Source organism: Candidatus Syntrophosphaera thermopropionivorans, from assembly GCF_004353895.1.
Taxonomy (GTDB): Bacteria; Cloacimonadota; Cloacimonadia; order Cloacimonadales; family Cloacimonadaceae; genus Syntrophosphaera; species Syntrophosphaera thermopropionivorans.
The window spans coordinates 19,764-34,685 of sequence record NZ_SMOG01000001.1; the positions used below are offsets into that span (position 1 = coordinate 19,764).

7 protein-coding genes are annotated in these 14,922 nt (G+C 36.3%); 5 read left to right on the forward strand and 2 right to left on the reverse strand.

Annotation, left to right across the window (positions count from 1 at the left end; all coding sequences use genetic code 11):
- The first annotated feature begins 1 nt into the window (after nucleotide 1).
- Genes E0946_RS00095 through E0946_RS00110 form a run of 4 tightly spaced genes read left to right on the forward strand, consistent with a single transcriptional unit; the run spans nucleotide 2 to nucleotide 5,111 of the window.
- Entirely contained in the window at nucleotides 2–1,651 is a 1,650-nt protein-coding gene (locus E0946_RS00095) for a GGDEF domain-containing protein (RefSeq protein ID WP_133200436.1), read from the forward strand.
- Between the two features lie 56 nt (nucleotides 1,652–1,707).
- On the forward strand, nucleotides 1,708–2,811 hold the full coding sequence (locus tag E0946_RS00100; RefSeq protein ID WP_133200437.1) for an ABC transporter ATP-binding protein: 1,104 nt from the start codon (nucleotides 1,708–1,710) through the stop codon (nucleotides 2,809–2,811).
- Between the two features lie 33 nt (nucleotides 2,812–2,844).
- Entirely contained in the window at nucleotides 2,845–3,603 is a 759-nt protein-coding gene (locus E0946_RS00105; RefSeq protein ID WP_133200438.1) for a hypothetical protein, read from the forward strand.
- On the forward strand, nucleotides 3,600–5,111 hold the full coding sequence (locus E0946_RS00110) for a hypothetical protein (RefSeq protein WP_133200439.1): 1,512 nt from the start codon (nucleotides 3,600–3,602) through the stop codon (nucleotides 5,109–5,111). The genes E0946_RS00105 and E0946_RS00110 overlap by 4 nt, the downstream gene beginning before the upstream one ends.
- Before the next feature lie 5 nt (nucleotides 5,112–5,116).
- Here the strand turns inward: E0946_RS00110 and topA are convergent, their stop codons facing one another.
- Together topA and secA are read right to left on the reverse strand one after the other, a co-directional pair.
- Entirely contained in the window at nucleotides 5,117–7,336 is a 2,220-nt protein-coding gene (gene topA, locus E0946_RS00115) for a type I DNA topoisomerase (RefSeq protein WP_133200440.1), read from the reverse strand.
- Between the two features lie 25 nt (nucleotides 7,337–7,361).
- Nucleotides 7,362–10,526 carry a preprotein translocase subunit SecA gene (gene secA / locus E0946_RS00120; RefSeq protein WP_133200441.1) on the reverse strand — a complete coding sequence of 1,055 codons (3,165 nt, stop codon included), beginning with the start codon at nucleotides 10,524–10,526 and terminating at the stop codon, nucleotides 7,362–7,364.
- Between the two features lie 560 nt (nucleotides 10,527–11,086).
- On the opposite strand from secA, the gene E0946_RS00125 reads away from it, so the two are divergent.
- Nucleotides 11,087–14,887, forward strand: a complete 3,801-nt coding sequence (locus E0946_RS00125) for a C25 family cysteine peptidase (protein ID WP_133200442.1) — start codon at nucleotides 11,087–11,089, stop codon at nucleotides 14,885–14,887.
- Nucleotides 14,888–14,922 lie beyond the last annotated feature (35 nt).

The following is a 14,922-nucleotide window of genomic DNA, read 5'->3' on the forward strand; positions in this document are numbered from 1 at the left end:
TATGGCTAACCAGAAAGTTCCACTATTTTCAGCACAGGAAGAAAGAGAGCTAAGAAAGCAACTGTCTTTATTACTCTGCTGTTCCCAAGCCAGTCAATCTCAGGATATAATTAATCAACTGCTTCATTTTTATGTTCCAGATAAAACTAAAAAAGAACCTTCTTTAACCAGATTTCGCTATTTCTCTGCTGCTCTTATAGAACAGTTAATAATACTTCTTCAAGATGAACAATTTTTAAAGCCTTCCAGATGGACGGATTTTTTTGAGCTTTTAAACTATTTTCCTTTATCTTTAGAGAATCCTATCCCTCATCATCTCAAAGAGACCATATCCAGTTCAGCTAATGACAATCCTTTTTATCAATCTGATAACTTTATTCCCTTGCAGCTATCTTATCTTCTTGCTCAATTGGAAGATAGTGATACTGCTTACTCACTATTAAAACAACTAAAAGAAGATATTTCTATAACCACATCTTTTTTTCATTTAATTTATAATCTCACTCTTGCCAGATTACTTATTCTGAAAAACAAAAGATTGGATTTTACTGAGCTCTGGCTTAAGTTAATCTATAAATACTATCAAGAAGATGGAAGCGAAACTGCTCTCCATTTAATCCTCCAATGGCAAAAAATGATTCCCTGGGGGAAAAATGCCTCTTTAAAGAAAAAAGTGCTGCAAACCTATTCAAGTGATTGGAAGTATAATAAAACTCTGCTTTCCGCATTTATACTGAATGAGTTGGTTACCCTGGAGAATCATTTGATTAAACCAGAAGAAAAAATAAGATATGTTCACATTTTGCTGTCCCTACCTTCTTCCTATATGTCTTTTGAACAGTTGCAATATCTATATTTTTTCGCCGGGAATTATTATTCGGGAGTGGAACAAAACTTCCCTAAATCTATCAGAGCATATCATCATTCCACTTACTATCTACATAAGAGCTGGCTGGCTCTGCAAAATTTATCTCAATTTTTGAGAGAAAATCTTTCCCCAGAACAGATGGTGCAAATTATGCCCTATCTGGAAAAAAAGGTTATCTCTCTGGCTAATCAAATTAATTTACAAAATAGCACCTATGTTGATACTTTGCACAAGAATTACCTTTTGATAAGTGACCTGTATCATCAGGTGGAAGCTCTTTCTATAACAGACCATCTCACTGGTTTGAAAAATAGGCACTATCTGCATAATAATCTTTATCATACTTTCCAATTAGCTGTTCGTCATAAAGTACCTATTAGTTTTGCCATACTTGATATTGACCATTTTAAACAAGTAAACGATATTTATGGACATCTGGCAGGAGATTATGTACTCCAAACCCTTGCTGAGTTATTGTTGAGTTTTTTCAGAAAAAGTGATGTTATTATTCGCTATGGAGGTGAGGAATTTCTCTTAGTTCTATTTGATATAAAGAAAGAGAATATGTTGAAACTGATGGAAGAATTTCGTGCTAAAATAGAGAATTATGAATTTATCTATCAGGAGAATAAGTTTCATATTACTATCAGTACTGGTTGCGTTTGCAATTGCTTTGCTTGTTTAAATGACACTGCCTTAAATTCCTATATAGAAAAGGCGGATAAGGCACTTTATACCGCAAAAGAAGCAGGACGGAATACAGTAGTTTGTTTCACAGAATAAAATTCCTGCTTGACAGCTTATCTTATATAAAATATTGATTTATTGAAGGAGTAGTAATGGCAAGAGTACTTGTTCAAAATCTTAATAAAATATATGATAATAATGTTCATGCCGTTAAAGATGTAAGTTTTGAAGCGGAAGACAAAGAATTTTTAGTGTTAGTGGGACCATCCGGTTGCGGGAAAAGTACTATCTTGAGAATGATTGCTGGTTTAGAAGAAATTACCAGCGGTAATATCTGGATAGGCGATAAACTGGTCAATGATGTCCCCCCTAAGGATAGAGACATTGCTATGGTGTTTCAGAATTATGCCCTTTATCCTCATATGACCGTCTTTGATAATATGGCTTTTGCCTTAAAGCTTAGAGGTGAAGATAAACAGGTTATCAAAAAGAAGGTTCAGCATGCAGCGGAGCTTTTAGGTATTCAGGATTTGCTGAAACGCAAACCAGGTCAACTTTCAGGGGGACAGCGTCAGCGTGTAGCTTTAGGGCGTGCTATTGTCCGTAATCCCAAGGTTTTTCTCTTTGATGAACCTCTTTCTAACCTGGATGCAAAGCTCAGAGTGGCAATGCGTTCTGAAATCGTTAAACTACATAAACAACTGGCTAATACAATGATTTATGTGACACATGACCAGGTGGAAGCAATGACTATGGCTAATCGTATAGCGGTTATGAAAGATGGCATCATCCAGCAGATTGATACCCCTCTTAATATTTACAACCATCCTGCTAATATTTTTGTTGCTGGTTTTATCGGTTCTCCTGCTATTAATATGGTGGAAGGTAGAGTGGAAAGTGATAATTCAAATCTGCTCTTCTCAAGTGAAGACTTTAAAGTTCAGATATATCCTGAACATCAAAAACTGCTTATCTCCTATGTCAATAAACCCATTATAATGGGAATTAGACCAGAAGATATATATGATGCACGCTATGATTCAATGGCAGAATTCCCTCAGCAAATAGAAACCATCTGTGACTTAGTAGAACCTCTGGGAAGTGAATATCATGTAGTTCTGGCTACTTCTCATCACAATTTCATCGCTCGCTTGGAACCTAAAGAACTTCCCAAAATGAATGAAAAGCTAACTATTAGCTTAAATATGTTTAAAGCTCATTATTTTGACCCTGAAACGGAACAGTGCTTGGTTTGAAAATGTTCTGATTCATAACGATAAGAGGCTTTTATGCATTTAAAGGTAGGTAGCTTTCTCCTCATTCTTTTATTATTTCCCACCTTAAATGCTATCATAACTCTGGATACTGCTTCCACAAACGCCTTATCTGGCATAACTATTCTCTCAAATTCTATCGCTGATTTTGCTCTTTCTCCCAATATTTCTAACACTGGTATAGCTTTTTCTGCACATATTCCATTCGGTATGACTGATTGTACAGTATATTGCTTAAATACTGCCACTCAGTTTAATCCTTTTATTTTAAGTACTGGTATTGCTCATCTGGATCAGGGTGACTATCGTAATCAGGATTACTTTTTAGGTCTGGCTTTTCACTACAAGAATCTAACACTTGGTTATACTGAACATCTTCAGTATGAAAAAATCAGTACTGGTAATAGTTATCACACCTGGTTGAGTAATATTGCGTTAACCTATTCATGTCCCGAATATGGTGCTGAAATCAAATCTTTACATTTAACTTCATCGGATGAAGAATGGCATATCTCAGCTATGGTTAAAATCATAGATGAGGTTTATGGTGCTGGCAGTTATGTTTATGTTCCAAATTATGAAGATAACTATCGGATTGCTACTTCTATTAAGCTGAACGAACCTCTTTCTTTGCTGGTATCCTGGCAAAATACACCTTCACAATTGGGTATGGGAATTAAATTAAAGATTAAACGGGGAGAGCTTACCTATGCCATCAGAACCCATCCAGAACTAAATCTTTCTCATAGCCTTGACCTTGGTTTCAACTGGTGAAAAGCTTTGTTGTCATCTCTTTCCTGTTATCTTTAACTTTTTTACTTTATTCCCAATACTATGATGAATTAATTGAACTGGATACTCCTGCTTTAGTAGATTCTGCCTGGAATAACTATTATCAGGAACTGATGGAGCTTGAAAAGCCGCTTAATGTTAGCACTCGTCTCTATCTTCAAGATACGAATAATTACTGTCTGAACAGTCTACAATATGAAATTCCTCAGGGAATATTGCTATTAAATAATCGGTATAATATAGATACAGGAAATAATGATTGGGGACTTCATCTTAATCTTAAAACGGATAGAGTAAATTTGGTTTTGGGTTCCTATAGAGTTCGTTTTGGAAGAGGGTTAGTTTGCGGGACTGGTTCTCGCAAGTTACCAGATTCTCCTTTTAAGCTTTATATGCCAACTTCTCCTTCTACATACACTCCTTCAGGTGCAGCTTTTATCTATCAAGGTAACTCATTGCAAACCCTGGCATTTGCTTCGGTCCAGAATAGAGTAGCCAGGTTAAAAGATGAAAGAATAACAAGCTTACCAACCACTAATTCAGATAATTTATCTCATACTCAGGAAAATATTTATGGCACTTCTGTAGCCTGGGTAAATAACTCTTTTCAGATTGCTGGATTACTTTATAGACAGCAATATGATAGAGCTTTTAACGATTCCCTTTTAGTATCCAATCTTAATGCTTACAGTCTTTATGCAGCCTTAAAATTACCTAATAATCAGATAAGTACAGAATTATCATATGCTAATCATCAACTTAGCACTATTCTATCCTGGAATTATCATTTGAAATCATTCAGCCAGACTCTATCCTATGCTCAAAACACTATCTACCATCAATTTCCCTATGCTCTTTCAGCTTCTATTTTAAATCATAATACCGACCGAAAAGAGATAAACTGTGATTTGAAGTGGAATGTTCTCACTAATACAAATTTACAGATACATTATAGTATTAATATAGGTCCTGCTTTTTCTGGAGAGCCTTTTTCCAGATTCATTTCTTCTCTTGCTTATAATAAAAGAGGTACTCGCTGGAAATTGAACTTCTATCAGTATGACCGAGAGTTAATCACCTGGATTGATTCTACTTATATTTCTACTATACCTGAACATTATAGAATCCAGACTACTGGTCATTTACCAATAACAACCTATTTGTTTCAGCAATTTGAATTTTCCTATACTCTCCAAAATAAAGAGGATTACACCAAAAATACCTACCATTTCCAATATTTTCTGGGTTATAAAAAGTCAATCTGGGAAATGAGATTGGGGTATACCAGCTGGCAAAGTCCACATAACTTTTATATAGCAGATGAAATTAGTCCTGAATATTACAGTATGTGCAGCTCTGAAGAAACAGCCATTTCCATTACTACTAGCTTAAAATTTAAAGAAGCTAATTTTTCTTTATATGGTGAAAAGTCTCTCTTATCTTCTAAAAAATACAGGATTAGGATTCAGCTAAAAGTATCTATCTTTTAGTTTTATTATTCCATCCTGCTCTTGCATTTAGGGCATTCTTTATAACTATCACCTTCTCTGGTCTTTTTCTCCACCAGATAAGGATTTCCACATTCCGGACAAGAGATAGGAAGGGGTTTATAAGAACTGATAAATTTACATTCGGGATAACGATTGCAGGAATAGAAGATATTTCCTTTTTTATTGCGTCTTTGAATTAGTTCGCCTTTACCACATTCTGGACAGGTAACTCCTGTTGTCTTATTTCTGGAATACTTACATTTAGGATAGTTGCTACAAGCAATGAATTCACCATATTTTCCCTTGCGTTCTATCAGAGGACTTCCACATTTAGGGCATTTCTCTTCCAGGGTTTGTGGTTCTACAATAACAATGTTCCCTTTATCATCACGAATGAATTTTTTGGTATTTTTACAGGCAGGAAAACGACTACAGGAAAGAAATTCGCCATTTTTGGAATGCCTGATTACCATCTTTCCTTCTTTACATACATCACACACAATATCTGTTTCTTCAATGAATTCCTGTTTAGATTTCTTCACATCAACTTTATTTAATAGATTCATCAGTTCCTCATAATAGTTTTTTACCAGCTCATGCCAGATTACTTTATTTTCTTCCACTTCATCCAGTTTTGTTTCCATATCGGCAGTGAATCCTACATTGAAGATATCATCAAAATTAGATACCAGAAAACGATTTACATCAATGCCTAATTTGGTTGGGAAAAAGTTCTTCTTTTCCATACCAACATATCTTCTTTTCCGGATTGTACTGATAATAGTAGCATAAGTGGAAGGTCTTCCAATGCCTTTTGCTTCCAGTTCCTTAATTAAAGAAGCCTCTGTATATCTTGGAGGTGGAGTGGTAAAATGCTGAGAAGATTCAATTTTCCCATATTCAAGGTTGTCTCCTTTCTCATAAGCAGAATCTATGGCTTCCCCAGATATTATCTTCATATAAGGATAAACCTTCAAAAATGCCTCATCTTCTACTACATTTCCATTAGCACTGAAAATTGCCTTTCCCACAGTGACTTCCACCTTGGTTCTTAGCAACTTAGCAGGTTTCATCTGAGTTGCTACAAATCTCTGCCAGATTAGAGTATATAATTTTAACTGGTCTTTGGTGAGATTTTCTGCTACACTTTCTGGGGTATAAAAAGTATTGGTGGGTCTTATAGCTTCATGGGCATCCTGAGCAGTAGATTTATTTTTATATACTCGGGGTGCAGGATTGATAAACTCTTTACCAAATCGCTCTTTTACCAATTTTCTACAATTTTCTATTGCCTCATCAGCAATGCGTAGACTATCCGTACGCATATAGGTAATAAGACCTGTTCTTTCCCCTTTAAGGTCCACTCCTTCATACAATTCTTGAGCTATTTTCATTGTCTTTTCCGAGGAAAAACCCAGAATCTTGGATGCTTCTTGTTGAAGTGTACTGGTAATAAAAGGAGGTAGAGGTTCCAGCTTATGAGTGTTTCTCTTTAAATCGGAAATAACTGCTGGGGAAGCATCTATCTCTTCTATCAACTTTTGTGCCGTAGCCGCATCCGGAATATCTATTTTCTTATTTTCCCATTTTTCCAGAGCTGCCTTAAAAGGAGGAAGATTATCCCTATGGAATTTTGCTTCTAATTTCCAGTATTCTTTGGGTACAAAGTTCTGGATTTCTTCTTCTCTTTCACAGATTAATCTTAACGCCACACTTTGCACTCTTCCAGCACTTAGTTTCTTTGCAATGACCTTCCATAATAAAGGTGAAACTGTATAACCTACAATACGATCAAGCACTCTTCTTGCTTGTTGTGCATCCACTTTAGCCATATCTATGGTAGTAGGATTTTTAATTGCATCTTGAATAGCTCGGGAGGTAATTTCATTGAATACAATACGAAAAACTTCCTTACCGCCTAGTTCTTTCTCCAGAACTTTGGTCAAATGCCAAGCTATGGCTTCTCCTTCTCTATCATGGTCACTAGCTAAATATATAGTATTGGCATCCTTAGCTGCTTCTTTTAGTTCATTGATAACCTTACTTTTCTTCTTATCTATCCTGTAAACTGGACGAAAGTTATGGGCTATATCAACTCCCAGTTCATTTTCTGGTAAATCTCTTATATGACCCATTGAGGCTTTAACATCATATTTATGTTCTAAAAACTTAGAAATAGTATTAGCTTTAGCAGGCGATTCTACAATGATTAGATTTTTAGGCATTAGGTTCCTTTTCCAACTTTTTTATTTATTCGTCGTTTTCAAAACGTCCACAGCATTTCTTATATTTTTTCCCACTTCCACAGGGACAGGGATCATTTCTACCAACATGCTGAGCTACACGAATGGGTTTTTGTTTTACAACCCCAGCATCTGGCTCAGAAAAATTAGGTGGTTCACTCATATTCTGTTGACCAGGTCTCAATTCTTGAGATTTCAGGAATGCACTAACATTTTCATGTTGCAATTTGGAGTCTTTCATCATATTCTGGACTTGTTCTTGAGTCAGAATATAGGTGGTAAACACTTTTTTGGTTACATTTTCCTGAATGCGAGAAATAAGATTTTGAAAAAGTTTAAAACTTTCTCTTTTATATTCTATCAGGGGGTCTTTTTCTGCATAAGCACGAAGATATACTCCTTCTTTAAGGAGGTCCATTTCATGCAGATGGTCGCGCCATTCTTCATCAACTACTTCCAAAAGACAACGGCGTTCAATTTCTCGCATTGATTCGGAACCCACTTGTACTTCTTTCTTTTCATAGGCTTGCAAAATCAGCTCTTTTAAAGTATTCCTTAAAAGAGGTTCACTTAGATGGTCTGATTCCAGGTCTTCTGGCTCTATGGCTACATTTAAGGCAGATTTGAACCATTGAGTAAGCCTTGCCAGATTCCATTCATCTGGGGAACTATCAAAGGAAATATTTTCCGAGATAATCCTGTCTATTGTCTCTTCAATCATCTCTTGAACTTCACGCTTTAGTGAATATCCTTTCAAAACACTTCTACGATAAGAATAGATAACCTCTCTTTGTTGATTCATCACTTCATCATATTTTAAAAGATTACGACGAATCTCAAAGTTATTTTCTTCCACTCTCTTTTGAGCTCTTTCCACCGTTTTTGTCATCCAGGGATGTCTGATGGCATCACCAGGTTTCATTCCCATTCTGGTCATCATTGGCGCAATTCTTTCTGAACCAAAAAGACGAAGAAGGTCATCTTCCAGAGATAAATAAAACCTTGAAGTGCCAGGGTCCCCTTGACGTCCTGCTCTTCCACGTAATTGACGGTCTATTCTTCTACTCTCATGTCTTTCACTACCAATTACATGAAGTCCATCTAAAGGCAAGCCATAAGGATATTCTGGTGTTATGGAAGGGTCTATACCCCTATATTCTTCAATACTTTTAGTCACCACCCCCGGTCCAAGTTTGATATCAGTCCCACGACCAGCCATATTGGTAGCTATGGTAACTGCACCAGGTTGTCCTGCTAAAGCTATAATCTCAGCTTCTCTTTGATGTTGACGAGCATTTAAAACATTATGAGGAATATTACGACGTTTTAGCATACGACTGATAGTTTCCGAAACTTCCACACTTACTGTACCCACTAAGACAGGCTTATTCAGATTGTGCCAGTAAATAACCTCATCAATCAAAGCCTGATATTTCTCATTTTTAGTCATATAGATTACATCTTCATGGTCAATTCGGGTAACAGGAACATTGGTTGGTATCGTTATTACAGGAAGATTATAAATCTCTACAAATTCAGCTTCTTCCGTTGCTGCAGTACCAGTCATACCTGCTAATCTTTCATATTTTCTAAAGTAATTCTGCAAAGTTATTGTAGCAAAAGTCTGAGTGCCTGCTTCTATTTCTACATTTTCTTTGGCTTCCAGAGCTTGATGAAGACCATCAGAATACCTTCTTCCTGGCATTAATCTTCCGGTAAATTCATCTACAATGACCACCCGATTATCTACAACCACATATTCTACATCTTTTTCAAAAAGGGTATAAGCTTTTAAAAGTTGATTGATATTGTGGAGTTTCTCACTTTTATCCATAAACCGGTTGGTTTCTCGGGCTTTTTTCTTTAGTTTTTCCTCTTCGGTCAAACTCTCATCTTCATCTATGCTATTTAAAATTTCATCCAGGCTTTCTACTACAAACAGATTTTTGTCGTGTTTAGATAGGAAATCTCTGCCCTTTTCACATAGGTCTACCGTGTTTTGATGTTCATCTACCACATAGTACAGATTGTCATCCAGTTCTGGCAGCTTCTTGTCACGCAAGTAAATACCTTCTACATCATTGACCAGCTTTTTTAGTTTGGGGTCCTGCATTATCTTGGTAAAAGCTTTATTTCGTGGTGCAGCCCTTTGAACTAACAATAGATTTCTTCCCAATCTTTCTATATCAGAATTCGGATTATCTTCTCTAAGATCTTCCCTAATCTCAGATAAAACTTTCTGTACCAGTGTGTTTTGTGCTTGAACTAATTGATTTATTTGAGGGCGAAGTTCCTGGTAAAAATTTTTATCCTGAGCAATAGGTCCACTGATAATCAAAGGTGTTCTTGCCTCATCAATAAGAATGCTATCTACTTCATCCACAATGGCATAATAGAAATCTCGTTGCACTAATTGTTCAGGTATAACCGCCATATTATCACGAAGATAGTCAAAACCAAATTCACTATTCATTCCATAGGTGACATCACTTTGGTAAGCTTTTTTCCGGGAATCAAAATCCATATCGGTTGTGATGCAACCTACGGTTAGATTATGAAAATTAAATATGGGAGACATCCATTCAGCATCACGAGCAGCAAGATAATCATTAACCGTAACTAAATGAGCTCCTCTTCCTACTAAGGCATTAAGAAATAGAGGCAAAGTGGCAACTAAAGTTTTACCTTCTCCCGTTGCCATTTCAGCTATCTTGCCATCATGCAAAACCATTGCTCCTATTAATTGCACATCAAAAGGAACCATATCCCATACAACTTCATGCCCTCGCACCATAAAAGTTTTCCCAACCAGTCTACGACAGGTATCTTTTACGATAGCATAAACTTCTGGTAAATAATCATCTAAGGTGGATTTAGTTAAAGTCTTAAGTGCTTTTTTGGTCTCATCAATTTGAATATCTATCCTGTTACGTTCCGCTTCATCTTCTTCTTCACGATAACGAATTTCCAGTTCTTCCAGTTTTTCTCTCAAATCACTTAGCTTTTCAGCTATTTCCTGTTTTATTTCTGCTACTCTTTCTCGCAACTGGTCATCATCATACTGCGCTAAACCTTCATAAATCTGGTTTATGAGCTGAACTTGTGGTAAATATTTATTTAAATCACGGGTGTTTTTATCACCAAACATTTTACGGAGTATTTTTTCTAACATTTTTCAAGTCCCCATCATATATCTACTAACTGCTAAAGAAGCAAAATAGATACATAAATCATTTCATTTTTTCTTTAAAAACTGATTGCCCTATTATGTCAATACCAAAATCTCTTTTTCTTACTGCAAAAAATAACAGACAAGCTGATTTTTATATCTTACTAATTTATAATGGATAATAATTTCTTCCTTAGCTCTCTCTTAGCTCTCTCTTACCAATTTTGTCAAGAAGTAGATAAGAGACAGATAGTTACGGAATTTTTTGTGGTCATTAAATTAATTTTTCTTAATTATACCACAAAAATAATATCTGAACTTGCATAAGTTATGGTGATACGAAGCAACAAATAAAGTGGTATGATAGATTGGATTTATATCTAAACATCTTTCTGGTTTAATCCACAACATTTTTATAGGAAAAAAAACAAATAATTCAATTGACATAATCTCTATTTTATTTTAAGAGTATTCTATTGAGACCAATTTTCCTCTACTTTGGGAATTTAATTTGCATGATAATTTAATTAACTTAGTAGATATATAATAAATAAGGAGATAGAATGAAAAAGCATTTATTAATCATCCTAATCTTGAGTTTGGTGACATTTGTTTTTGCCGCTCAAGGTTCCATTAAGGTGAGCAACACTCCTACCGCTGCGGTAGTAACTAATAGTAATGATTATGGATTGAGTGTTAGCTACAGTATAGAAAAGCTTGATTTTCAGGAAATACAGACCTCGGAAGGTTTATTTACCGACTTATGGGTAGCTGATTATGCTGCCACCAATACCATAGGTCTTCCCAAGCTTCCCCTTTTGCGTCAGATTTTCAGTGTTCCTGAAGGATCTGATGTTCAGGCAAGTATGAACTCAGTTTTGCGTAAGAATATAGACCTGAAATCTGAAGGAATAAATAATCCCATAATTCCAAGACAGGAACCTGTATCTAAAAGCGTTGACCCGGCAACTCTTCCATTCATCGTTAACCGGGAATTTTATCAAAGTCAAAACTGGACAGATTTCCCCTCTATTCAGGTTACTGATTTAGGTTATATGAGAGGCTACCATCTTTATGCTCTGGATTTTACACCCGTTCGTTACAATCCAGGGACGGGCGAAATTGAAGTAATTTATAGTGCTGAGGTTAATGTCCAATTTCTTCATCCAGACTTAGTTTCAACCAATGAATTAAGAGCCAAGACTTATTCTCCAGTTTTTGATTCTATGCTTAAAACCATCCTGATGAATCCAGATTCTAATCGGGCAAGTCTGAATCGTTATCCTATGAGTTATTTAATTATTACTCCTCCTAATTTTGTGAATGCTTTACAGCCATTTGTAAACTGGAAAACCCAGGAAGGGTACAATGTGATTGTGGCAACAACTACACAAACTGGAACAACCACTACTTCCATTAAGAATTATATTCAAAATATCTGGGATTCTGCTACTACTGAAAATCCTGCACCGACCTATTTATTGATTGTTGGCGATGTGGCACAAGTTCCAGCAAACTCCGCTTCTGCCAGTCCTGGTGGACATGTTACTGATTTAACCTATGTTCGCTTGCAAGGAACTGATTTTATACCTGAGATGTATTTTGGAAGATTCTCTGCTACAACGGAAGCGGAAGTAACCAATCAGGTTAATAAAACTTTAATGCATGAAATGTATACTATGCCCAGCGATGCCTATTTAAGTGAAGTCGTAATGATTGCTGGTGTTGATGCAAACTGGTCACCTACGCATGCTAACGGTCAGATTAATTATGGAGTAAACAACTATTTTAATGCTGCACATGGTATTAACTCTCATACTTATTTATATCCTGCCTCTCAGAATGCCTCTTCTTCCATAATTAATGATATATCCAATGGAGTTGGCTATGCCAATTATACTGCTCATGGAAGTGAAACTTCTTGGTATAGTCCTTCTTTCACTATTGCCAATATTAATAGCCTTCAAAATGTAAATGAATATCCAGTAGTGGTAGGAAATTGCTGTCTTACCAATGCCTTTGATACCGGTGTCTGTTTTGGAGAAGCCTGGTTAAGAGCAGAAAATAAAGGAGCCGTTTCTTATATTGGCGGGACTAATAGTACCTATTGGGATGAAGATTATTATTGGGGAGTTGGTTACAAACCACCTATCGTAGGAACAGGTTCACCTTTTGTCCCAGGTCATACTGGAGCTTATGATGCAATGTTTCATGATCATAATGAACCTTTTGAAGATTGGGGAAATAGTGTTGGTGCTATTATATTTATGGGAAATATGGCAGTAGTCCAAGCGAATAGTCCACGAATCAACTATTATTGGGAAATATATTCCAATATGGGTGATCCGAGTTTGATTCCTTATTTGGGCATCCCTGCTCAAAACAGTTTTGTCCCTCCAGCTACTCTCTTCTTAGGACTTGGTTCTTTAGATATAACTGCTGATCCCTATACATATGTAGCAATTTCAATGAATAATGAATTACATGGAGTTGGTTTAACTGATGCCTCCGGTAATTTAACACTTAATTTCACTCCCTTTACCGAACCTGGTACAGCTCAGTTAGTATTAACTCGTTCCTTACGTAGACCAATGATTGCCAATATTCAAGTTATTCCAAATGTGGGACCATATGTAACGGTAAGCCAAATTACAGTAAACGATCCTAATGCTAATGCAATAGCAGAAGCTGGTGAAACCATCAGTATGAATTTAACATTCCATAATGTTGGCGTTCAACCTGCTGCTAACCTTACTGCTACCCTTTCTACTACTTGTCCTTATGTAACTATTTTAGACGGAACCGCAACACTCCCGGATATTCTTCCTGATCAGACCATCTCTCTGGAAGGTTTATTTAGCGTACTTATTAGTATTTATATCCCAGATCAAACATCCGTCCCCTTTGATATTATTGTTTCTGATGGAACTAACACCTGGACCACCACGCGTAGCATTGTGGTAAATGCTCCAAAGCTACAATTTGGCGATCCTATTCTCTTTGATCCTGATGGTGATGGCTTCTTTGAACCTGGCGAAAATATATCTATAGGGATAACCATCACCAATGTTGGACATATGAATACAGATAGTGGAACCCTAATTATCCTGGTAAATAATCCTTTTGTCACTCTTAGCAGTAATTACTTTGTATTGCCAACTATGGCAGCTGGTGTAAATATCCCAATTAACTTTACCGTTACTCTTGCTCCTGATATTCCAGATGGAATTATTGTGCCTATAAGCCTTTCCATTTCTGCTGGACAAATAAATATAAATCATTGCATACTTTTACCTATTGGAGTATATGGAGACGGTTTTGAAACGGGAGATTTTAGTGCTTATCCCTGGGTAAATAACAGTCCTATACCCTGGACGGTGGTAAATGATCCTGCCAATGCACATTCTGGAAATTATGTAGCAAAATCTGGAGCAATAGGACATAGTGCAAGTACTGAACTTTCTGTTACATTAAATGTTAGTTCTGCAGGTAATATCAAGTTCTGGCGCAAGGTATCTTCTGAACTCAATTATGACTTCTTACGCTTTAGCATTGATGGAGAAGAAAAAGGTTCCTGGAGCGGAACCCTACCCTGGGCTCAATTTTCTTATCCAGTTACAACCGGTCCTCACACTTTCAAATGGACCTATTCCAAAGATAGCTCAGTATCTTCTGGAAGTGATTGTGCCTGGATTGATGATATTACCTTCCCAATCTCTGCCAGTGGTGAAATTGCTATAATTTATGTGCCTCAGACAGAATTTAGTTTCTTAGAACTTCATCCTAACGATCAGGTTTCAGCAGATATTGTTATCAACAATGTGGGCACGGTGGAACTTACTGGAACTATATCTTATCCTTCCGTTATGAATCTTTTATACAATGGATTTCCCGTGGAAAACGATCATAATTTTAGCATTCCCGTGGGTGAAGCAAGAATCTACACTTTAACCTACACTGCACCCGAAACCGCTGTGAATCTTGATTTAGAACTTATAATCACTTCCAATGATATTAATAATTCCCCAATTATTATTCCGATTCACATTACTACTGTACCTAATAATGATCCTGCAACTATTCCGGTGGTTACTTCTCTGGAAGGAAATTATCCGAATCCCTTTAATCCTGAAACCGCTATCAATTTCTCTCTGAAAGAATCAGGTAAAGTTCGTATTAATATCTATAATTTGAAAGGACAGTTAGTCAGACAACTTGTAGATACTGAACTACCTGCCGGAAGACATCAGATTGTCTGGAATGGAAAAGATAATCAAGGAAGAAGTGTTGCCAGCGGTATTTATCTCTATAGGATGGAAGCTAAAGGTTACACTAATACTAAGAAAATGATGCTAATGAAATAAAACTTAAAGAGGGAGACTAATATTTAAATGTAGTC